Source organism: Blautia sp. JLR.GB0024, from assembly GCF_037000545.1.
GTDB lineage: Bacteria > Bacillota > Clostridia > Lachnospirales > Lachnospiraceae > Blautia > Blautia celeris.
This window is the reverse complement of the sequence record NZ_JBANBF010000004.1, coordinates 412,954-435,005: the sequence shown is the minus strand read 5'-3', so window position 1 is coordinate 435,005 and position 22,052 is coordinate 412,954. Positions and strand designations below refer to the sequence as shown.

24 protein-coding genes are annotated in these 22,052 nt (G+C 48.6%); 2 read left to right on the top strand and 22 right to left on the bottom strand.

Going from position 1 to position 22,052, the window contains the following annotated elements:
• Positions 1-72 precede the first annotated feature (72 nt).
• The 18 genes from V8Q34_RS12900 to V8Q34_RS12815 all read right to left on the bottom strand — a co-directional run bounded on the left by V8Q34_RS12900 (position 73) and on the right by V8Q34_RS12815 (position 17,400).
• On the bottom strand, positions 73-372 hold the full coding sequence (locus V8Q34_RS12900) for a septum formation initiator family protein (protein WP_186971126.1): 300 nt from the start codon (positions 370-372) through the stop codon (positions 73-75).
• Positions 323-811 carry a spore cortex biosynthesis protein YabQ gene (gene yabQ / locus V8Q34_RS12895; RefSeq protein ID WP_033143650.1) on the bottom strand — a complete coding sequence of 163 codons (489 nt, stop codon included), beginning with the start codon at positions 809-811 and terminating at the stop codon, positions 323-325. Before yabQ ends, V8Q34_RS12900 begins: the two co-directional genes overlap by 50 nt.
• A 1-nt stretch (position 812) precedes the next feature.
• Complete coding sequence (yabP, locus tag V8Q34_RS12890) at positions 813-1,100, bottom strand: sporulation protein YabP (protein WP_033143659.1); 288 nt, start codon at positions 1,098-1,100, stop codon at positions 813-815.
• Between the two features lie 105 nt (positions 1,101-1,205).
• Positions 1,206-1,445, bottom strand: coding sequence for an RNA-binding S4 domain-containing protein (locus tag V8Q34_RS12885; protein WP_033143651.1), 240 nt, complete (start codon positions 1,443-1,445; stop codon positions 1,206-1,208).
• Between the two features lie 7 nt (positions 1,446-1,452).
• Positions 1,453-1,728: an HU family DNA-binding protein gene (locus V8Q34_RS12880; RefSeq protein WP_018593723.1), complete on the bottom strand. Its 276-nt coding sequence runs from the start codon at positions 1,726-1,728 to the stop codon at positions 1,453-1,455.
• Between the two features lie 181 nt (positions 1,729-1,909).
• A complete protein-coding gene (locus V8Q34_RS12875) occupies positions 1,910-3,646 on the bottom strand; it encodes a phospho-sugar mutase (protein ID WP_033143652.1) in 1,737 nt (578 codons plus the stop codon).
• Positions 3,647-3,845: 199 nt separating this feature from the next.
• Positions 3,846-4,820, bottom strand: coding sequence for a CotS family spore coat protein (locus tag V8Q34_RS12870; RefSeq protein WP_033143653.1), 975 nt, complete (start codon positions 4,818-4,820; stop codon positions 3,846-3,848).
• A gap of 711 nt (positions 4,821-5,531) precedes the next feature.
• The gene (locus V8Q34_RS12865; protein ID WP_335835612.1) at positions 5,532-6,869 is read right to left on the bottom strand and encodes a CCA tRNA nucleotidyltransferase; all 1,338 of its coding nucleotides are present in this window, start codon (positions 6,867-6,869) and stop codon (positions 5,532-5,534) included.
• Position 6,870: 1 nt separating this feature from the next.
• Positions 6,871-8,310 (bottom strand): proline--tRNA ligase, encoded by a 1,440-nt coding sequence (gene proS, locus V8Q34_RS12860; protein WP_033140986.1) that lies wholly within the window; start codon positions 8,308-8,310, stop codon positions 6,871-6,873.
• 44 nt (positions 8,311-8,354) lie between these two features.
• Positions 8,355-8,840 carry a deoxycytidylate deaminase gene (locus V8Q34_RS12855; protein ID WP_033140987.1) on the bottom strand — a complete coding sequence of 162 codons (486 nt, stop codon included), beginning with the start codon at positions 8,838-8,840 and terminating at the stop codon, positions 8,355-8,357.
• Positions 8,841-8,866: 26 nt separating this feature from the next.
• Complete coding sequence (upp, locus tag V8Q34_RS12850; RefSeq protein ID WP_033140988.1) at positions 8,867-9,496, bottom strand: uracil phosphoribosyltransferase; 630 nt, start codon at positions 9,494-9,496, stop codon at positions 8,867-8,869.
• Positions 9,497-9,515: 19 nt separating this feature from the next.
• Entirely contained in the window at positions 9,516-9,944 is a 429-nt protein-coding gene (gene rpiB / locus V8Q34_RS12845; RefSeq protein WP_033140989.1) for a ribose 5-phosphate isomerase B, read from the bottom strand.
• Between the two features lie 104 nt (positions 9,945-10,048).
• Positions 10,049-11,098, bottom strand: coding sequence for an L-threonylcarbamoyladenylate synthase (locus tag V8Q34_RS12840; RefSeq protein ID WP_335835611.1), 1,050 nt, complete (start codon positions 11,096-11,098; stop codon positions 10,049-10,051).
• 96 nt (positions 11,099-11,194) lie between these two features.
• Entirely contained in the window at positions 11,195-11,890 is a 696-nt protein-coding gene (locus V8Q34_RS12835) for an N-acetylmuramoyl-L-alanine amidase (RefSeq protein ID WP_033141014.1), read from the bottom strand.
• Between the two features lie 63 nt (positions 11,891-11,953).
• Entirely contained in the window at positions 11,954-14,164 is a 2,211-nt protein-coding gene (locus V8Q34_RS12830) for a bifunctional diguanylate cyclase/phosphodiesterase (RefSeq protein ID WP_335835610.1), read from the bottom strand.
• A 145-nt stretch (positions 14,165-14,309) separates the two neighbouring features.
• The gene (locus tag V8Q34_RS12825) at positions 14,310-15,104 is read right to left on the bottom strand and encodes a hypothetical protein (protein WP_225305365.1); all 795 of its coding nucleotides are present in this window, start codon (positions 15,102-15,104) and stop codon (positions 14,310-14,312) included.
• A 15-nt stretch (positions 15,105-15,119) separates the two neighbouring features.
• Positions 15,120-16,838: a glycosyl hydrolase family 18 protein gene (locus V8Q34_RS12820; RefSeq protein WP_033140992.1), complete on the bottom strand. Its 1,719-nt coding sequence runs from the start codon at positions 16,836-16,838 to the stop codon at positions 15,120-15,122.
• A gap of 223 nt (positions 16,839-17,061) precedes the next feature.
• The gene (locus V8Q34_RS12815) at positions 17,062-17,400 is read right to left on the bottom strand and encodes a hypothetical protein (protein ID WP_225305366.1); all 339 of its coding nucleotides are present in this window, start codon (positions 17,398-17,400) and stop codon (positions 17,062-17,064) included.
• Between the two features lie 381 nt (positions 17,401-17,781).
• Between V8Q34_RS12815 and V8Q34_RS12810 the strand changes: the two genes are divergently transcribed.
• Entirely contained in the window at positions 17,782-18,525 is a 744-nt protein-coding gene (locus V8Q34_RS12810) for an adaptor protein MecA (protein WP_054351883.1), read from the top strand.
• A 77-nt stretch (positions 18,526-18,602) separates the two neighbouring features.
• Here V8Q34_RS12810 and V8Q34_RS12805 read toward each other — a convergent pair whose 3' ends face one another.
• Positions 18,603-18,803, bottom strand: a complete 201-nt coding sequence (locus V8Q34_RS12805; protein ID WP_033140994.1) for a DUF1858 domain-containing protein — start codon at positions 18,801-18,803, stop codon at positions 18,603-18,605.
• A 259-nt stretch (positions 18,804-19,062) separates the two neighbouring features.
• Here V8Q34_RS12805 and V8Q34_RS12800 point away from each other — a divergent pair, with 259 nt between their 5' ends.
• On the top strand, positions 19,063-19,233 hold the full coding sequence (locus V8Q34_RS12800) for a DUF362 domain-containing protein (RefSeq protein WP_033140995.1): 171 nt from the start codon (positions 19,063-19,065) through the stop codon (positions 19,231-19,233).
• Positions 19,234-19,281: 48 nt separating this feature from the next.
• Here V8Q34_RS12800 and V8Q34_RS12795 read toward each other — a convergent pair whose 3' ends face one another.
• The 3 genes from V8Q34_RS12795 to V8Q34_RS12785 all read right to left on the bottom strand — a co-directional run bounded on the left by V8Q34_RS12795 (position 19,282) and on the right by V8Q34_RS12785 (position 22,050).
• Positions 19,282-20,007: a helix-turn-helix domain-containing protein gene (locus V8Q34_RS12795; RefSeq protein ID WP_052099381.1), complete on the bottom strand. Its 726-nt coding sequence runs from the start codon at positions 20,005-20,007 to the stop codon at positions 19,282-19,284.
• A gap of 98 nt (positions 20,008-20,105) precedes the next feature.
• Positions 20,106-20,888 (bottom strand): SDR family oxidoreductase, encoded by a 783-nt coding sequence (locus V8Q34_RS12790; protein WP_181014417.1) that lies wholly within the window; start codon positions 20,886-20,888, stop codon positions 20,106-20,108.
• The gene (locus V8Q34_RS12785; protein ID WP_335835609.1) at positions 20,881-22,050 is read right to left on the bottom strand and encodes an iron-containing alcohol dehydrogenase; all 1,170 of its coding nucleotides are present in this window, start codon (positions 22,048-22,050) and stop codon (positions 20,881-20,883) included. The genes V8Q34_RS12790 and V8Q34_RS12785 overlap by 8 nt, the downstream gene beginning before the upstream one ends.
• Between the last annotated feature and the right edge of the window lie 2 nt (positions 22,051-22,052).

Genomic DNA, 22,052 nt, shown 5'->3' with positions numbered 1-22,052 from the left:
AGATGCTTTTGGCTTCAATCTTTGTCAAAAACACGCTGCAGAAGTGAAAAACTTTTAGACAAAATCCGTTCCTTATTCTTCCTCTTTAAAGATAATCTGATTTCCTTCCACAAGACCCAGTTTGTCCCTGGCCACTTCCTTGGCGTATTCATCTGTCTGCATGTACTTTTTCAGTTCATCAATCTCTTTCGTCCGAGCTTCCTCGTCTTTTATTTTAGCGCTCACTTCGCTCTTTTTCGTCTCGTACTGTGCTACTTTTCCTTCTAATCTGCTGCTTTCTGCCATTAAACCTATAAATAAAACACCTACAACAAACGTCACGCTAACCATGGCGATCTTGTTCTGCAGGCTTTTTTTCTTTTTTCTTCTCATTCTGATTCTTCCTGACTTTTCGTATCGACTTTTGTTTGGATAAGGAAATTTTAACCCCTGACAGCCAAAATTTCAACCTTTTTCTCAGATAGTACAGTGGTTTCAGCGGTATTTTTAATAAACACTTAATCTTTGACAAAAAAGCGGAAAGATACTTCACCAGAAAACCGCTCAGGCCCCAATGATAGATCAGCGCGCCAAGACATATGCCCGCCAGAGCATATACCCGTATGATCCCATCATTTTCCAGATAAATGACGGAGAAAAGAAAAACGCCTGCCACGCACCAGTATAGCAGGTCCTCCAGGCTAACAAATAAATCATTGTGGGATATGACATTCCGGAAAATACGGAGTATATCGTAAGCTGCCGCAAGCAGGACTCCGGCCAGAAAGGTCCTGCAGAAAAACAGCAGCTCCTGCTGCATATATCCGCTCATATTACTTAAAGAGCCTCTTTAACATGCCGTCTCCGCCCTTGGACTTCAGAACCGTCCCCTGGCTGTAGACAAGACTGTCCACCTGGCCTGCTATGTCCACCTCCTGTTTATCCAGATCGAGACGGGTCACATGGAGTTCAGACCCTTTTATAGTCAGCATGCCGGCATTTGTGATCAGACTGATCTCCCCGTCATCAAAAGCCACCACATCTTTTACTCCGGATATGCTTCCCGTCTCCCTGTCAGTCATCTGGAGCTTATGTCCGGTCTTCACCTGCTTCTCTTCCAAAATAACAAATCCCCCATATATCTCTCTTAAAAGATTATATGGGGGGTTCAAAAACAATATACCTTTTCCATTCACATTCGGTAATTTCACAGAATGCGGCCGTGCCTAAAGATAGCGGAACAGTTCACTGGCCGCCTCTTTTTTCACAGTCTCCTGTACGTCCAGTATTTCCACACGCACATTCTTGCTGCCGAACTGAATCTCCAGGATATCACCGGCCTTCACCTGAGCGGATGCCTTGGCGGGCTTGTCATTGATCAGGACACGCCCTGCATCGCAGGCCTCATTTGCAACGGTTCTGCGTTTTATCAGGCGGGATACCTTTAAATACTTGTCAAGTCTCATTTTTCTCTTATTCGTTCACAGCGTCTTTTAAAGCTTTGCCTGCTTTGAATTTCGGAGATTTGGAAGCTGCGATTGTCATAGTCTCGCCAGTCTGAGGATTTCTTCCCTCTCTTGCAGCTCTCTCGGATACTTCAAATGTACCAAAGCCGACTAACTGAACTTTTTCACCTTTCTTCATCTCAGCAGTTACAACATCGATAAATGCTTTTAAAGCTGCCTCTGCGTCTTTTTTGGATAATTCTGTTGCTTCAGCCATAGCTGCAACTAATTCTGTTCTGTTCATGAGTATTTCCTCCTAAATGAATTCTCCCTTATTTCTCAATAAGTTTCATAGTCTCATAGGGCTTTTTACCACTTACCCGGTGAAAGCCTACTGTTATTTATACCTTTTTTCCCTGTGTTTGTCAAGCACATACATTACGCTTGCAGGGAATTTTTTTGAATCTTCGGGCAAATACCCCTTTTTACATCATTTTATCTATTAATTCCTTTACAGCCTGTCCAAGTGCAGCGGATTTCTCGTCTGCATCTGCCAGGGATGTGCCCTTGATTCCATAGTATAATTTGATCTTAGGCTCCGTGCCGGACGGACGAACGCATACCCATGCATCATCAGTCAGATCATAGTAAAGTACATTGGAGCTTGGAAGTCCGGTTGCCTTTACCTCTTTTGTCTCCATGTCCACAACGGTATCTGCCTTGTAGTCTCTTGCGGAGGTCACCTTGTACGCACCGATGGCGGACGGCGGGTTCTTTCTCAGGTTCTCCAGGATGGTCTGGATCTTCTCCAGGCCCTCAATTCCCTTCAGGGTGATGGACTGGATATCATCTTTGTAGTAGCCGTATTTGTCGTACATGGCGATCATGGCATCCCACAGTGTCATATTTTTTGTCTTGTAATATGCGGCAGCCTCACAAAGAGCCATAGTTGCCACAATGGCATCTTTATCCCTTGCGTGGGTACCGATGAGGCAGCCGTAGCTCTCCTCAAATCCGAACAGATAGGTACCTTTTCCTGATGTCTCAAATCCCAGGATCTGCTGGCCTATGTATTTGAATCCTGTCAGCACTTCAATGAAGCGGATGCCGTAATGTCTGGCAATGGCTCCTGCCATATTGGTGGTAACAATGGTGGATACCATGGCACCGTCCCCCGGCAGTCCTCCGTTCATTTCTTTTCTCTGGCCGATCTCATAGTCAGCCAGCAGGCAGCCTGACATATTGCCGGTAAGGGTATGGTATTCCCCTGTCTTACTGTCTTTTACACGGACACCCAGACGGTCAGCATCCGGGTCAGTGGCAAGCACCAGATCTGCATCCACCTCTTTGGCAAGCTTTAAGCCCAGGTCAAAGGCCTCATCTGCTTCAGGGTTTGGATAGCTGACTGTAGGAAATTCACCATCCGGCAGCTCCTGCTCTTTTACTACATATACATTTTCAAATCCCAGCTCTTTTAACACGCGTCTTGCAGGAATATTTCCTGTGCCGTGCAGAGGGCTGTACACGATTTTCAGTTCTTTTGCCATGGCTTTGATGGCATCCATGTGGATCACCTGGCTTTTCAGCTCTTCCATATAAGCGTCATCCACTTCCTGTCCGATCACCTGGTACAGGCCGGCTGCCTTTGCTGCCTCCTCGTCCATGGTCTTAACAGCGGCAAAGTCTGTGACTTTTTTTACCTCGTCCATGATTCCTGAATCATGAGGCGGTGTGATCTGGGCTCCGTCCTCCCAGTAAACCTTGTATCCGTTGTACTCCGGCGGGTTATGGCTGGCTGTGATATTGATTCCGGCAATACATCCAAGCTTTCTCACTGCAAAGGAAAGCTCCGGTGTGGGGCGCAGGGAATCGAAAATATAGGCTTTTACACCGTTGGCAGCCAGGCACAGCGCTGCTTCTTTGGCAAATTCCGGGGACATGCGGCGGGAGTCATGGGCAATCGCCACGCCCTTGGCCTGACCGTTCACTGCTGCTATGTAATTTGCCAGACCCTGTGTGGTCTTTCTCACTGTGTAGATGTTCATGCGGTTAACACCGGCACCGATCACACCTCGAAGACCTGCGGTACCAAATTCCAGCTCTTTATAAAAGCGTTCTTTCACTTCATTTTCATCATTTTCAATTGCTTTCAACTCTTTTTTGGTATCTTCATCAAAATACGGGTTGGAGAGCCATTCCTCATAAAGCTTTTTGTAGTCCATATTCTACTACCTCCCTGTGCAACGTTGATTTATAGCGGACGTCCTCGGCACCAACTCCTCTATGGCCTGCCGGACCGCTCCTTTATGGGTCATCACAGCCCGCAGCCTGCGTATTGAGCGCTGCGGACAGTAACTATGGAATACATTATACACTATCACCGATGAAAATTCAAACATTGCACAGGGGTTTTCAGAAACTTTATACCGAAATATTTTCGACAAAGTTCATCCAATTATCATGCTGGGCTATGAGTTTCTCCAGTTTTTCCAGGTTTTTCTCGGAAATCCATGCTTTGCTGTGGGAATAGTAGTAGTTTGCCAGCTTCCAGAATTTCTCCGGATAGGCAAAACGGATGCGCAGGTTCTCTAACTCCTGCACATTCATAGGCTTCTCCTCATGATAGGCCAGAAGCATCTGCCGCCCCATCTCCAGGTCCCAGTTATGCTTTTCCAATATTTTGCGCATGAACTGGTAGAGATCCTCCATCTGGACATCATAATGCCACCGGTCAAAGTTGATGACAGCCGTATTCTGGGCAAGCATCAGCACATTGTGCTGGTTGTATTCCCCGTGGCATACATCCCCTGTCTCCAGGGACCGGCACCGCAGATCCTCATAATCAGAGCAGTTAAGCCTCCTCTGGGCCTCCTCCGCATGCCACAGATAACAGGCAATGCTGTCCAGATACCTGAGCTCAAAATCATTTTTCCGCCGTTTCTGGCAGACAAATTTACGGATCTTCCGCAGCTCCCTGTTTTTCCTTTCATATTCCATGAGAAGCGGTTCCTTGACATAGTGTGTCTGGACCGGCATTTTCATTGTTTTATGTAGACTCGCCAGGGCTGTTACGCTGCGTTTAATGTCTTTCATAGACTGGGTGTCACATTCTCTTCCTTCGTACCACCGCTTTACCACATAGGGTATGTTGTCTTTGTCGGCTGAGACGTATGCGCCTTCCTGGTTAGGAAGGAGTGAATCCACGCTGATCTGATTCCGGGTGCTTACAATCTCCAGAAGCTTAGCCTGATAACCAAGCTTTCTGGGTGAGCCGTTATATTCACGGATTTGAACCAGACCGGCCTGGGTGTCGCAGATGAGTGCACCTCTTCCGCGGTATGTGGATTTTGCTTCCAGTCCGTATTGCTCCAGTACGCTGAGACCCCTATCATACACTTCCTTGTCCCCCTTTACTTTGTGTCCTCTCTATTTTATGCAGGAGATTAGAAACGTAGAAGGCGAAAATATATGCAGGCGGACGACAGCAGGCGGGGAGGGCGGGGGGAAGGCAGGGCGGCTCCGCCTGCTGTCTGATTATAGGAGTGCTGCGGTTGGCTTTCGGCTTGCCTGTTGATATGAGCACTGCGGTTGTCGGTCTCCTTATCCGCTCTTTTAATAGCTGCGGATGGAAATAGTTCACCCATAAGCTCACCCATAACCAAAAACCGTTGACACTACGATCATTACTCGCAGTATCAACGGTTTTTTACTTTTCCCCTATACGAATTGTTTCTATAACAATATACAGCTCCAAAAAATCACTTCCGCTATCCCAACGCATTTCCCGATGCCAACACCTTCCCTCACCTAAAAACTCCTCACGGTGAGGACTTTTCCCTCACAACTATCCGGTCTTCACTGTCAGCCCGAACAGCCGGTGTGGTGTGAGGGCAGGGGAGGCGGGGATACAGGCTGGCGAGTGTCCAGCGAAGAGAGCCGAAGATCCACTTGCCCCAGTTACTTAATGAAGAGGCCATTGCCGATGAATTTAGTAAATGGGAGCAAGTTAGCTGAGGGGAACGGAGCCAGGAGCCAGGCTGTATCCCCGCCTCCCCTGCTCTCACCCCGCACCGGCTGTTCGGGCGTCCGCAAAAGCCACTCCCTTGCTTATCCTCTCCCCAACTCCCTCTCAACAATCCCCATCAGCCTCCCCATCTCATTAATCTCCGGCTCCTCCAGCACCTCTTCCAGCAGCCTATTAAGCATCCCCCCAATTTCCGGCCCCGGCTTCATCCCCGCCTCTATCAAATCCCTTCCATTGACAGCCAGCGTCTTCACCGAAACACATTCCTTTCTCTCCAGCACTCCCCGGTAAATCTCCTCCACCTTCCGTATCCGCTCCAGCTTTTCCTCCCTGCGGTACTCACTCTGCGCCATAGTATCCGCATACTGCACCTTCAGCAGCAGAGGAAACAGATCCTCCCCTACCTTATTCAGTGCCCTGCGGACAGCTTTTGCATTGGGTTCCGGACGGTAATCATGCCAGTAAACCAACTTTGTCACCTTTTGAATGGTATCATTGTCCAGCTTAAGCCTTCTCAGAACATTCCTCGCAGTCTTCTCACTTCCCGTACTATGCCCTTTAAAATGGTCCCTGCCGTTCTCATCCGTAGTCCTGGAAGCCGGTTTTCCGATGTCGTGAAGGAGCATGGTGAAACGCAGGATCTTATCCGCATCCACATATTCCAGGCTTTTCAGCGTGTGTTCCCCCACACTCAGACAGTGATGCGGCGTATTCTGCGGTGTTTCCATCATGGCATCAAACTCCGGAAGGACCACCTTTGTGATACCTGCTTCCCAAGCTGTTTTCAGCAAATGTGGATTTTTCGATACGAGAAGTTTTGTCAGCTCCGTGGCAATGCGCTCCGCACTGATCTTTGCCAGTGTGGGGGAAAGCTCCTGTGCGGCCTTTTTTGTCCGCTCCTCTATGGAGAATCCAAGCTGCGCCGCAAATCGGACGGCACGCAGAATGCGCAGGGCATCCTCTGTAAAACGCTCATATGGGTCGCCTACACAGCGGATGATCCCCTGTTCCAGGTCCCCGATACCCCCGAAGGCATCCACAAGCCCCTCCCTGTCATTATAGGCCATGGCGTTGATGGTAAAATCCCGGCGGCGGAGGTCTTCCCGCAGTTCACCTGTGAAGACCACCTCTTTTGGATGGCGGCTGTCCTCATATTCCCCGTCAATGCGGTATGTGGTCACCTCAAAGCCTTCCCTGCCAAGCATCACAGTCACAGTGCCGTGCACAAGCCCTGTGTCCACAGTGCGGCGAAACAGTGATTTGACCTCCATGGGTTTTGCTGATGTGGTAATGTCCCAGTCCGCCGGAGATGAATGGAGGAGGCTGTCACGAACACAGCCTCCTACCGCATAAGCATCATATCCATGTTCCTGCAAGGTTTCTATTATCTCTTTTACTCTCTTAGGAACTTCTATTTTCATTCTAGTACGCACGCCCCCAGTAGACCATCTTCTTAGCCGGTTTGCCGCAGCAGACACATTTGTCTGATAAGTTTTCCTGCTCAAAAGGTATGCAGCGGGATGTTGCCTGGACGTCCTCTTTGATCTTGTCCTCACATTCCTGGCAGCCGCACCACATGGCCTTGATAAATCCCGGTTTCTCGTTGACAGTCTGTTTGAACTCTTCATAATCAGTTGCCACATATGTGTGTGCATCACGGTGTGTTCTGGCACGCTCCAGCATATCACTCTGCATGATTTCCAGAATTTCCGCTGTCTTCTCTGCCAGAGCATCAAGGGATACCACTGTCTTCTCTCTGGTGTCTCTGCGGACAATGACTGCCTGGTTGGCCTCAATGTCTTTTGGACCGCACTCGATGCGGACCGGAATGCCGCGCATCTCCTGCTCTGCGAATTTGAATCCCGGGCTCTTGTCTGTCTCATCCACTTTCACACGGATTCCGGCAGCCTTCAGTGCGTCGGAAAGCTCACGTGCCTTTTCCAGAACACCCTCTTTTCTCTGCTGGATGGGGATCACCACTGCCTGAACCGGAGCGATCCTCGGGGGAAGCACAAGGCCGCTGTTGTCGCCGTGCACCATAATGATGGCGCCGATCATACGAGTGGTCATGCCCCAGGATGTCTGGTGTACATATTTTAATGTGTTGTCCTTGTCTGTATACTGAATGTCAAATGCCCTGGCAAATCCGTCGCCAAAGTTGTGGCTGGTGCCTGACTGCAGTGCTTTTCCGTCGTGCATGAGGGACTCAATGGTATAAGTAGCCTCCGCGCCTGCGAATTTTTCCTTGTCTGTCTTGCGGCCTTTGATCACCGGGATCGCCAGCACCTGCTCACAGAAATCCGCATACAGGTTCAGCATCTGAACGGTTCTCTCCTCTGCTTCCTCTGCAGTGGCATGTGCGGTGTGGCCCTCCTGCCATAAGAACTCCCTGGAACGGAGGAAGGGACGTGTTGTCTTCTCCCAGCGTACCACGGAACACCACTGGTTGTATACTTTCGGCAGATCCCTGTGGGACTGGATGTCTCTTGCGTACAGGTCACAGAAAAGTGTCTCAGAGGTTGGGCGGACGCAGAGTCTCTCCTGGAGCGGTTCCAGACCGCCGTGTGTCACCCAGGCAACCTCCGGCGCGAATCCTTCCACATGGTCCTTTTCTTTCTGGAGCAGGCTTTCCGGGATGAACATGGGAAGATATACATTCTCCACACCTGTCTCTTTAAAACGTCTGTCCAGCTCGTGCTGGATATTCTCCCAGATCGCATAACCTGCCGGTTTGATCACCATACATCCTTTTACACTGGTATAGTCAACCAGCTCTGCTTTTTTTACTACATCGGTATACCACTGCGCAAAATCTTCCTCCATGGAAGTAATGGCCTCTACCATTTTCTTGTCTTTTGCCATAGTAATGTTTTGTCTCCTTCTACTGTTTATTTTTGTACAGACAGCTACACGTCAAAGCTGATGTTTCTGCCTGTGTGGTTATATTTATAATAACGGACTCCCGCTGCGTCAAGCATTCGTTTGGAAGCCTGGACAGACGGAGTATCCGCGTATTTATCACTGTCATAGACAATGGTCTTGATTCCTGCCTGGATAATGGCCTTGGCACATTCATTGCAGGGAAACAGAGATACATAGAGCTTTGCTCCCTCCAGTGAACCGCCCCTGTAGTTTAGGATGGCGTTCAGCTCACTGTGGGTCACATAGAGATATTTTGTGTCCAGCTCCTCCCCTTCCCTTGCCCAGGGAAACACATCGTCTGAGCATCCTTTCGGGAAGCCATTATAGCCCATAGACAGAATCTTGTTGTCCGGGCTTACTATACAGGCTCCCACCTGGGAACTCGGGTCTTTGGAACGCATTCCCGAAAGCTTTGCAACCCCCATAAAATACTCATCCCAGGAAATATAGTCATTTCTCTTACCTGTCATTTTCAAAACCTCCCGAAAAACACCTGTTATTTTGTCCCGAAAATACGGTCTCCGGCGTCACCAAGGCCCGGCACAATATAACCGTGGTCATTCAAATGTTCATCCAGGGCACCGATATAGATGTCCACATCCGGGTGTGCTTCGCTTAAAGCCTTCACACCTTCCGGCGCTGCGATCACACACATGAAGTGGATATTTTTCACGCCTTTTTCCTTCAGCATAGTGATGGCTGCCTCAGCGGAGCCGCCGGTGGCAAGCATGGGATCTGTGACGAAAACTTCACGCTCTTCACAGTCAGCCGGCAGTTTGCAGTAGTATTCCACCGGTTTCAGGGTCTCCGGATCACGGTACAGACCAATATGGCCCACCTTGGCAGCGGGGATCATGGTGAGCATACCTTCCACCATGCCCAGTCCGGCGCGGAGAATGGGAACTACTGCCAGTTTCTTGCCTGCCAGTTCTTTGACTGTTGTCTTTGTGATCGGTGTATCTATCTCAATATCTCTTAACTTCAGGCCTCTGGTGGCTTCGTATGCCATAAACATGGCGATCTCACTTACCAGCTCCCGAAATTCCTTTGAACTTGTCTCTGTACGGCGGATGATGCCGATTTTGTGCTGAATGAGCGGATGCTCCATTACCTGTATTTTACCCATTTGTTTTCTCCTTTGTCTTCTATTCTTCGATCAGGTCGATTCTTCTCTGATGTCTCTCCTCACCGGAAAACTCTGTATTCAAAAAGGTATCCACAATCTTTACAGCCAGCCCCGGTCCTACCACGCGGCCGCCAAGAGCCAGTACATTGGCATTGTTGTGCTGTCTGGTGGCCTCAGCGCAGAAGCAGTCTGTGCACAGCGCCGCACGGATTCCTTTCATCTTATTTGCCGCTATGGAAATACCGATGCCTGTGCCGCAGATCAAGATCCCCTTGTCACACTCTCCGCTCTGAATGGCCTTCCCGACTTTTCTCGCGTAGACGGGATAGTCCACTGACTTGTTGCTGTCACATCCGAAGTCCTTGTATGGAATCTTGTGTTCCTCCAGATATCCGATGATCTCCTGTTTCAGCTCAAATCCGCCATGGTCACAGCCTAATGCTAACATTTAAATTTCCTCCTGTATTTTCATTTTTTATCGCTCTGCAGTTTATGTGCCTGCACACGGAAACGGCTTGTCCGGCATATGTCTGCCCACCGCCCGCAGGCCTGTTAAACATGTATCAGATGATGCCCTGCCGCCTTGAGAAGCCGGTTCATAATGGCCTGTCCCATTCTGGGCGTATCAAAGGACTCTGAAAAAATATGATCTACCTGCTCCTCATCAAACTCTCTCAAAAGCCCGAACAGATGTCTCGCAATGGTCTCCTCATCCTGCCGTGTTCCGATACTCTTTATGACCTGGGCCTCATAGGCGCCCACAGTCTCATCCGTGCCGATGACGCCCACACGTTTTCCCTGAGCCTGCAGTTCACGGCTTTTTTCATTGATGGTTTTAATAACCTGCTCCGTGCTGCCTTCCACAATGGTCAAGCCGGCATTGGGGGCGTAGTGACGGTACTTCATTCCCGGGGCCTTTGGCTTTACCTTTTCATCCGAGATCAAAAGACCCTTGTCCATCCGCACCGGGCCGATCACCTCCTCAGCCATCTTCTGGCTGATATATCCGGGGCGCAGGATTACGGGTATCTCCTCTGTAAAGTCCACAATTGTGGACTCCAGCCCGATTCCCACATCTCCGCCGTCCAGGATCATATCCACTTTTCCGGTCAGATCTTCAGCCACATGGGCAGCCCTGGTGGGGCTTGGACGCCCGGATGTGTTAGCACTGGGTGCCGCAATATATCCTCCGCCGAGACGAATCAGCGACAGCGCTACCGGGTGGGAGGGCATCCGCACCGCTACGCTGTCAAGGCCGCCTGTAGTCTCATAAGGCACCGCATCGCTTTTTTTGAAAATCATGGTCAGAGGGCCGGGCCAGAACTTTTCAGCCATCTTTCTGGCTTTTTCCGGAATCTCACTGACAATCCGGTCCAGGCTCTCCATATCCGCAATATGGATGATCAGCGGATTGTCTGAGGGCCTGCCTTTTGCCGCATATATTTTCTCAGAAGATTCTGCATTCAGCCCGTCTCCGCCCAGCCCGTACACGGTCTCTGTGGGAAACGCAACCAGGCCGCCGTTTTTCAGGATTTCTCCCGCCTGCCTGATCACAGATTCATCGGGGTGTTCCCTGTCTACTGCCAATATTATGGTCTTCACGTTTTCTCTCTTCTTCCTGTCTGTTCTTTACATACATAACCATAATACCATTGTCTCTATGGTTTTTCCACAATTTTTTTACAGCCGGTGAGAAATTCAGGACTCCGCGTCTCCCAGATATGTAAGAATACCGTCCCGGACCGCTTCTGCCACCTTATCCTGGTATTCATCTGTCTCCAGAAGGCCCGCCTCTTTTGTATTGCTTAAAAATCCGCATTCCACAATATTTAAGATCCCCTCGCTGCGTTTCAACAGATAATAGGTGGAATTGGCCTTCTCCACTCTCGGTCTGCTCACATCAAGCTGGCTGTTCATAGCATCCTGAATGCATTTTGCCAGTTTCCCGCCCTCTGCTGAGTGAGTGAAATAAAAAACCTGGGGGCCGCAGACCGCCTCGTCAGGATAACTGTTCTGATGGATGCTCACAGTGAGCAGGGGCTTCTTTTCCCTGATAAGCTCGCACCGCTTCTGCATATCCTGTACCTTCTTGTTTCTGCTGTCCGCGTCGTAAAGGCCGCCGTCCTCAGATCTGGTCATGATCACCTGATACCCTTCTTTTTCCAGAAGCTTCTGGAGCTTTTTCGATATTTTCAGGTTGATCTCCTTTTCCTCCAGTTTCTTTATGCCCACCACTCCGGGATCCATACCCCCGTGTCCGGCATCCACAACGATGACGCCTTTCTTTCCTTCCGCTTCCTTGCTCACCAGCCGCGCCCCTTCCCTGGAGAGCAGAAATGCAGAGGCAAGCAGAAGAACAGCCATTCCCAGTTCCACAACACGTCTTTTCTTCATCACAAAAAAATCCCTCAAAGCCTATTCGTTAAAGTATATGCTTTGAGGGACTTTCCTAATCTTTTAATTTTTGCCCGGCTGCAGTTTTTCAAAAAACTGCTCTGCCGGAACCGGCCGTCCGAAATAGAAGCCCTGTATAAGCCGCAGACCCATGCTGCTCACTCTTCCGTATTCCTCTTCTGTCTCCACACCCTCCAGGCAGACCTGTTTCCCCACATCATTGCACAGTTCTGTGATGGAACGGATAAATGTGGCGTTGAACAGATCCGTGGTGATTCCCTTGACAAATCCTCTGTCTATCTTCACAATATCTGCAGGTATATACTTTAGCATAAAGAGGGAAGAATACCCCACGCCAAAGTCATCCATTGCCACCCGGACACCCATTTCCCGAAAGCTCTCCAGTGTCTCCCTGACTATGGCATCCTCCTTGACAAAATAGGACTCTGTCAGCTCCAGTGTAAGATTTGCGGGACTGAGTTTTATTTCGTCCAGGGTGTCCCTCACAAAGGACGTCAGATCCCCTTCCAGGAACTGCTGATAGGACAGATTCACACTCATGTTGAAATCAGGTTTCTGTTCACACCACTGTCTGCACTGGGCGGCGGCCTTGCGCAGGATCCACATGCCCATAGGAACGATCAAACCGTTCTGCTCCAAAAGAGGTATGAACTCACCGGGTGACACATCCCCGTATTTGCTGCAGTGCCAGCGGGCCAGCGCCTCGGCTCCGTAAAGCCTGCCTGTCTTTGCATCCACCTGAGGCTGGTAGCAGACAGAAAATCCGGCAAAGCCCCGCTCTATACTCTCTCTGAGCATCTGCACCATTTCCAGTTTTTTCTCCTTCTCCAGGGGAATCTCCGGAGAATAGATCGTCATCCGGTTCTTGCCCCTGACCTTGGAGCGCTCCAATGCATAGTTCGCGCACTTTAAGAGGTCCAGGTAATTGTCCGCATTCTCAGGGCAGACCGCGTAGCCCCCTGATATGGTACAGTAATATTTCTTTCCGCTGTACTCCTGCTGGCGTGTATACTTATTCTGGATCTTTGAAAAGATCTCCTGCGCGTCCTCTTCGGTACCGTTGGTAAGGATAATTCCGAACTCATCCCCGTCAAGGCGGTAAAGCCTGGCATTATCAGGGAGCATAGCACTTATATTTCCTGCCGTTATCCGCAGGATCTCATCCCCGAACATCCGGTCATACAGGTCATTTACATTCTTAAAGGCATCCATATCCAGGATCATGATCCCGATTCGGGTGATCTGGCTGCCGTCCATAAGGTATTTCTTGATACTGCCCTCAAATTCAAACCGGTTATACAGGCCTGTCATATGGTCAATCTGCTTTTCTTTGCCCAGATTCGTGATCATGCCGGCAAACATATCCGGTTTCCCGTACTGGTCGCGGATCAGCTTGCCTCTGCACCTCAGCCAGATCCATTCTCCCTCCGTATTCTTAGCTCTGTATTCAATGTTGTGTTCCTCTATACGTCCGTCCGCGATCTCCTGATTACTCTCAAGGAAATGTGCCTCATCATGGGGGTGAATCAGGCCGATCCAGCAGGCTGCCGCGTTCTCCACCACCTCACCCGGCAGGCCAAATTCCTGCACCATGGCCGGAGGATAACGAAACACGCCGGTCTTCATATTGCCTATAAATATGTAGTCATCTGTACTCTCTGTCAGCGCGTCATACAGACGAGCCTGGTTATATTGAAATTCATCCTTTGATTCTGCTTCCGAATCGTTGTATTTTAATCTGTTCTTTGCCCGCATAATATGATAATTACGCTTCTGCATATACATCAATTCATCCGTTTTGGCTATGATATCGGAAACTGTAAAGCAGTCCTCAGGATAGACTTCCACTGCTCCATAAGAAAAAGACGGCTGGCACTCCAGTCCGTAATCTTCCCGCTCTCTCTCCAGTATTTCCAAAATCTTCTGTATGCGCTTATCCGCGCAGATCAGCTCTTCCCCGTAAAATGCCACGATGAACTCATCACTGCTCAGACGGAAAATCACATCCTCCGGACACAGACAGCGTCTGGAAGCAGATGTGACAAACTGAAGCACCCTGTCACCTTCCCCGTCTCCATAACGATTGTTGATCCAGTTCAGACTGTCAATATCAAACATTGCCACTGTCAGCATTTTCTTCTCTTTTTTGGCTCTCTTGACGATCAGTTCCAGCCTGTCCTTGCCTTCCCTTCGGCTGGATACCCCTGTCAAAGAATCCATTGCTGCCAGCTGCCACAATTCCCTGTGCTCCATAACGCCCTCTCCTACACGAAACCCTTTATCCCTCTGCTATCTTATCATTGTAAATGGCAGCAGGGAGAGATACAAGTGTATTTTACCACATATTTGAAATAAATTCAAAAAACCCCGGGACTTTATCCTCCCGGGGCAATGAATCTTATTTTTCGTTTTCCAGTTCTTCCTCAAGAAGGGCTTCGTCTTCCTCACTCAGCAGCCTGGATATCTGCATGGCAAGTTTGGAGTCTTCGTCTTCCTCCTCCTCAAACTCTTCCAGCTCCGCAATATCATCCAGAGCATCTAAAAGGTCCAGCTCCTGGGTGTCTCCCAGGTGCAGCTCCTCCGCATCCTCCACCGGCTGGGGAAGTTCCACTTCCGGTTCTTCCTCAATGTCATTGAGTGAAGTGGGCATTGTGCTGATGATCTGGTGCACCTCTTTATAGGAAGCCATGAAACGCTTCTGCGCCTGGTTGATGAGCTGAACAATCTCATTCATCTCATCCTGGACAGCTATGTATTTTTTCTTGCCTTCCCGAAGCTTGTCATCGATCTCAGACTGTACAGCCTCCACCCGCTGTTTTGCCTCTGCCTCCGCCTCGGAGATCATGGTGTTGCATTTCTCCTCAGCATCTTTGATCATAGCATCTGACTTTAACTGAGCGTCAAAGACCAGTTTTCCGATGCTTTCATAATTGTCAATATACTTCTGGTATTTCTCGTGGATCTCCATCTCCAGTCGCTCCTGGTGCGCGTCCTTTAACTCAATGCGCTTCATAAGCTCTGCGATCTTGGCATCCTTTTCTGAGATGAGCTTTTTCAGTCTCAACTGTTCAGCAGCAGCTTCATCCTTCATTCGCTGCACCTGTTCTAATACGTCCTCCTTATCAAATCCCCCCATGATCGTGGTTTTAAATATTTCATGTTCTCCCATTACTCCACCTGTTCCTTTCTGCATCACATCCTGCTGTTTTTACTGCAGGTACTGGCTGATGGTATTCCAAACGTCAGCCCTCTCAAATCCCAGTTTCCATTCTGCCACGCCTCCCAGCTCATACTTCTGTACAAGCTGCATCTTGGCATCCAGTGACTGCTCATCCTCCAGCCACATCTGATATAAACCATTGTCTGTTGACAGCTCCGCATAGTTCTGCGAAACATCCTTGTTCCAGTACATTTCCATGCCCATCTCTGTCACAATTTTACTTGCCTGGTCCATACCCATGATCTCACTCGTTACAGTGCCGGCATTGTCAGTAAACCAGAGCCTTGTATAGAAGGGAACTCCGTTGATCACCTTATTCTTCGGAACTTCCTTTAAGGTCTGCTGGATTCCCTCCTCCACAAAAGGCAGGGAGGCGACAGAACCTGCTTCCTCTGTTCCGTCTGTGTGTTCATCATATCCCATGATAATGACATAATCCGCCACGATTCCCTGTTCCTTCCTATTATAAAAGGAGGTAAACTGCGGAACCGGATTGTCTACAGACAACACCAGGTTATTTTTCCGACAGGATATGGACAGTTCGCGTATAAACTGGATAAAATGGGGCGCCTCCTCCTGCGTCAGTGCCTCAAAATCCACATTAATGCCGTCCAGCCCTACCCTTACTGCCTCTTCTATGAGTTTCTGAATGAGATGTTCCCTGGATGTGCGGTTAGACAGCGTGTCCAGAGTGCTCACATCTTTATTGAAATTGTCGATCAGTCCCCAGACCTCCAGCCCCTTTTCATGGGCCAGGTTCACGTAATCCGCACTGGCAAGGGAGGAGATGGTTCCCTCTGCCCCGGTAACGGAAAACCAGGTAGGTGAGATCACATTGATTCCCGTAATGTTCTCCAGTGTCTGGGCAAGTCCTGCATTGGCATCCTCTGATGTAACCTGGTGCCATGCCAGATTGATCTTGTGGTCTCTTGTCAGGCTGGTAAACTCCTCTTTATAGCTGCCGTCATATTCTGCCTTCTTCTCCTCAGGGGCTGTGAGGTCCTCCTTGGACACATAGCCGTTGAAGCCGTCAGAAGTTGCTACCTGGGACCAGTTATCCAGCTCTTCTATAAGCGTCAGTTCCGTTCCCTTTGCCACATCCGTCAGAATATCACTCTTGATGCCCCCGCGGTAACGGATCACGGTATCGTTCTTTGCTTTTACGATCTTTTCACTGCCCCACTGATAGCGGATCACCGCTTTGTTTGGACTTTCGGTCACCGTACTGGTGATCTCCATATATTTCTGAATAAAATCAAGGGCCAGATAAATTTTATCATCTGTCTGGCGGATGATTTTATAACCTTCATCTTTATTTTCACCATTCACCGTATAAGACGTGCTCTCAGGTGCTATGGCAAGAATCTCCTTTGGTGTGGTGTAGAGCATCTGGCTGCTGTCCGCTTCCCAGTAAAAACGCCCTCCCAGCACATTTGACACTGTTTCATAATCCAGATAGACCCTTCCGTCCATCCATTTGCCCTTCGTATCACTCACTGTATTCTGGAGCACCAGGGCCACGTCATCCTCTTTCTCCAATCCATAGTAAGTGTTCAGATTCATTCTCGTATCGGAAGGTGTATGTCTCTTGATCGCGGCAGTCAGCACTCCCACAGCTGCAACCACAACGATCAGAAGGATGACTACCAGCACCATAACGGCATTGCTGTTCCTTCTTCTCCTCCGCCTTCTCTTCTTTTGACTCATAATTAAACTCCTTATTTTTTCTCGCATTTCTCCACCATTATAACATACTTTTTCCGTTCGTCATTACTTTCTTCGACAATTTATATTTTTTTAATAGTAGGAAATTCGGGAAAACTTAACAGCCGGATTGGGGAAAAGCCCTGAAACTCCCAGGGTTTTTCCCTGTTCCGGCCCCCTGTTATACATACCGGGAACGCAAATATTACAGGGTTACATCTATGGCTTACTCATTTTTCACGAAATCAAACTGCAGTCTTTCCACCTCCCCTCTTTCGTTCTGCACATAGTCGCGCATATAGACACCTTCCTCTGCGATACTGCATGCCTGTTCAATCTCTTCCGGCGTGCTGGGGCTTCCGTTTAGTAAAAGGGGAATCCCCTGACGCCGGTAAGTCTCCAGCTCACATCGGAGCGCTCTGGTTTCCTTGTCTTTCTTCATGTTTGCTGTGGACAAAAGTTCGTGATATATTATACCTCTGTCCTCTCCTTTCTTCTTGAAACGCGGTTCCAGTATTACAGATAAAGAAAGGCGCTGTAATCCCCATAATAAAAATAAATCCATGGTCTTAGTGTTCTGTCACATGGGATCATGCAAATCGTACAGAATGTACTCTCTGCCTGCGGTCAGACGCCGCCTGAAATGAAAACTTAGAATATTGTCATTGACGAAGGCCTACGGGATATCATCACTCCCCTCTGTAAAATATTTTACAGCACTCCTTCTTTGTCTGTGAAAATCATTATATCATACATGAATTTGTCTTAGCAAGCTGTTTTATGTAATTATTTTCCTTTTTTATCATATTTTTAATTTTTTCCACATATATGAAAAAAGTATGAAGCGCTTTACATACCGGCGTTTCATAGTATATAATATAAATGAGATACCAGCATCTTTGTTTTGCCAGACGGCAGAACCGACAGATAGACAGGATGTGATAAAATGAAGATAGAAAAAATCAACGACAACCAGATACGTTGCACGCTCACAAAGGCTGATTTGGAAGACCGTCAGATTCGTTTAAGTGAACTGGCTTATGGTACGGAAAAGGCCAAAGACCTGTTCCGTGATATGATGCAGCAGGCAAACTATGAATTCGGTTTTGAGGCCGACAATATACCGCTGATGATCGAGGCGATCCCGGTTTCTGCCGACAGCATTATCCTGATCATCACCAAGGTGGAAGACCCGGAGGAACTGGACACACGTTTTTCCAAATTCACACCTTTCGGCGGACCTGCAGGAGACAATGCTCAGCCTCCTTTAGAATTTGAGGGAGCCGATGATATCATCGATGTATTCCAGAAAATCTACGAGGCAAAAGCAAAAAATGCAGCCAAGAAAAAAGGAGTAAAAACCCCGGCACCATCTGAGACACCGGAAGTACCTGTCCGTCTCATACGGCAGTACCGTTTTCAGGACCTGGACGGCGTGATCCGTGCAGCCCGCGGCCTGAATAACTTCTTCCAGGGCGTAAACTCCCTGTACAAAGACAGTGCAACAGGGGAATATGAGCTGGTGATCCACCAGTCCGAAAATACTCCATCCGATTTCAATAAAGTCTGCAACATGCTCTCCGAGTACGGAAAAGGCAGTGCCTTCTCACAGGCAGGGGAAGCCTATCTCCAAGAGCACAGCGAACGCATCATTGCGGATAAAGCACTACAGAAATTAGCAGCCCTATAACCGGATGCTGGTAAAAGTAAAAAGCCCCGGCGGACCTCCACTTCTTTGTGGAGACCGCCGGGGCTTTTCACTTTTCATTATTTATCTGCCAGGAAATCGTTGATCTGAGCAGTCAGAACATCTGCGTCAATTCCATGAACCATGGCAGCTTCTTCCAGGCTTTCACCCTGAGCGGAAGGACAGCCGATGCAGTGCATACCGGCTCTCATCAGAATCGGAACAATATTTTCATCCACACGGAGTAATTCGCCGATTGTCATATCTTTGGAAATTGTCATGATAGTTTCCTCCTTTTTTCGTACTGTGTATTATTATAAACTCTTTTTCTCCTATATTCAACTGTTTTTCTCCGGTTTTCTTTTTCTTCTCGAAATTCACGGATTGTTTAGAAATAAAGACTTGTATTCTAATACCAAATATATTAGAATATGCGTAAGAGCTGAATCTTATACCATCGAATTTTCCCAATGTACTGCTGCGGCAGGTCCTGGGCCAGATTAGGTATGATTCAGAAATTATAAAAGGAGGATTTTAAGTATGGCATACGTAATTACAGACGAATGTGTAAGCTGTGGAACCTGCGAAGGAGAATGCCCATCTGAAGCTATCTCCCAGGGCGATGACAAATACGTTATCGATCCGGACAAATGTGTTGACTGCGGAACTTGTGCAGAAGCATGTCCTACAGAAGCAATCGTAGAGGGTTAATAACTTTAAAAAAACACAAACCTGTATCACGCAGGTTTGTGTTTTTTATTATCTTTTTTTCTTAAACAACTTTTTATTCTTCTGCCGCTCCTGTTCCATGGCTGCTGCCACTTCCCTGCGGGATTTCTGACATATTCTGATTCTCTCATCCAGCCTTTTATAACGCTCTTCCCCGGAATGAAGGGTCCGCATCCGTTCCTTTACCAGCCTGTCCAGTATTTCCATAAATTCAGCCGGTACCCTGTTGTCCGCTTCTGTTGTCTCGGCCTTTCCTACAGACTGCGGCGGCCTGCCTGTCACGGCTCTGTTCTGAGCTGCCCGGTTCTTTTTGCCGGATGCTTTTCTTGCAGATGCCTTTCTGTTTTTTCTGGCAGCGGACATTTCCCTTTTCTGCTCTGCAGGCTCTGCGGTCCTCTGCCGTACCGGTTCACATGGCTTGTCCTGGTTATGGTTTGGTCTTTCCTGACTTTTCACAGGCTGCGGCTGTTTAGGTGTATTTTCCTGTGTCTTTTTACTGTGTACTGCCTCTTCCCGGTTTTCTTCATCCTTATATAAAAAGGGAATCAGGCTGCCAATCTCTTTTAATGCAAGTCCCTTTTTCTTCAGTTCTTTAATAGCCAGAAGTACCTGGATATCATATCGGGTGTAGTATCTGTGTCCCATTTCGTTTCTGTCAATCGGCAGGTGCAGCTCATCTTCCCAAAAGCGCAGGACATGGGACTGCACGTCCAAAAGCTTCGCCGTCTCAGAAACCGAATAGCTGGTTTCACTCATATACTGACCCCTTCCATTTTGCGTCTTTCTTTAAGAAACATTATAGCAGGGCATGGAAAAATTGCAAGAAAATGTGTTCGACAAAACCTGCCGGAATATCACTGGCAGACATAGGCGCCGTCCACAATCAGGTCGGTTCCGGTCGTATACGCGGAAGAATCCCCGGCAAGATATAAAACCGCCCCGATAAGTTCCTCAGGAGTCCCCATCCTGCCGTATGGCATCATCCCTTTCCAGGCGTCCTTCAGCTCCTGGGGGGTGTCTACGGACATAGGCGTGGAGATGTATCCCGGACTTAAACTGTTCACCCGGATGCCATAGGGAATCCATTCCAGGGCCAGGGACTTTGTCAGATGGATAACTCCCGCCTTCGATGCATTGTAGGAAGCCTGCCACTGAGGTATATTTACAATGGTCCCTGACATGGATGCCATGTTGATGATGCTGCCGTGTATCTTTTTCTGTACCATAAGGCGTGCAGCGCTCCGCGCCATAATGTACTCCCCGGTCAGATTCACGTCAACCACCTGCCTGAACTCCTCTATGCTGGCCTCAAAGGTGCTTTTGTGAATGCAGATGCCGGCATTGTTAAACAATACATGAATACCGCCGCTTCTCTTTTCAATCTCCTCCACTGCCCGGTCCACGCTCTTCTCATCGGTTACATCAGCCTTGATGTCATAGGCTTTATTGCCGTCCTCCAAAATGAGTTTCACCGTTTCCGCTCCTCCCGAACGGCTTATAACGACAACCTCGGCTCCCGCGCTGGCCAGCCCTCTGGCCACTACCTGTCCGATTCCCCTGTTTCCGCCTGTTACAACAGCGGTCCTGCCTTCAAGTCCAAAAAGTTTGTCAAGATAACTTGCTGATTTTTCAGACACGGTTATATCCCTCCTTTAGTTCTCTGTAGATTTCTTCAATATCTGCGATTCTGGGGTTTGCCTGATAATCAGGCAATTCATGTCCCCTGTCTGCTATTCTTCTAAGCATCTCATATTCAACACCGAATTGGCGGAAATTCAGCCACATTCCGATATCTTTCATCAGTTTTTCTATTTCTTCGCAGCACTCCGATGCGGCCCTGGAATCAGAGACATCTTTCAGGGCAGGATTGAAAATGCGTCCCACCTCTGCAAATTTTTTCTCTGCTGCCAGACAGGTGAACCGTAAAAAGGACGGATATGTCAAGGCCAGGGATTCCCCATGCATGATCTGAGGGCAATGTCCGCTGATCGTCATACCCACACCGTGGGGAAGTGTCACGCCTGCGTTGGCAATAGCCAGACCTCCGCAGGTATCTGCCCAGGCCATCCCTTCCCTGGCTTCCATATCTTCACCATCCTTTACCGCCCTTCTCAGATATTGGGCAGCATATTTTATCCCTTCAAGTGCGATCATGTCCGTATACGGAGAAGCTTTTACATTGATATAGCTCTCAAAGCAGTGACAAAAAGCGTCAAAACCGGTGGATGCAGTTATATGGGCAGGCATGGATACTGCAAGCTCCGGGTCGATCAGCGCAACGCGGGGATAAATCAGGTTGTTAAAAATAGCACTCTTGGTACAGGTCTTTGTCTCCGTCATGACTGCAACCTGCGTGACCTGTGACCCTGTCCCCGCTGTTGTGGGAACTGCGATCACAGGCAGCGTTGCCTGCGGCTGCGGATTTTTAAAAAACAGATAATCCCACGCCGTGCCTTCGTTTGCGGCTGCCACGGCAATGGCTTTTGCCGTATCCATGGCAGAACCACCCCCAAGACCGATCACAACCTGGCAGCCTTCTTTTTCGGCAATAGCAGTTCCCTCCTCCACACATTTTGTAGTGGGATTCTGCGATACTTTGTCAAAATGAAAAACGGTAAGGCCGCTGTTTCGCAGGCTTTCTGTAATCCTGTCATATAACTTTTCCCTGGAAGACTTTTTTTTGCCGGTAACCAAAAGGATTTTATTTCCAAGGCCTGCTGCCAGACCGGGAAGCTCTTTAATACAGCCGCTTCCGAAAATAATTTTTGTTGTCTGTTCATATTCAAACTTTTTCTTCATAC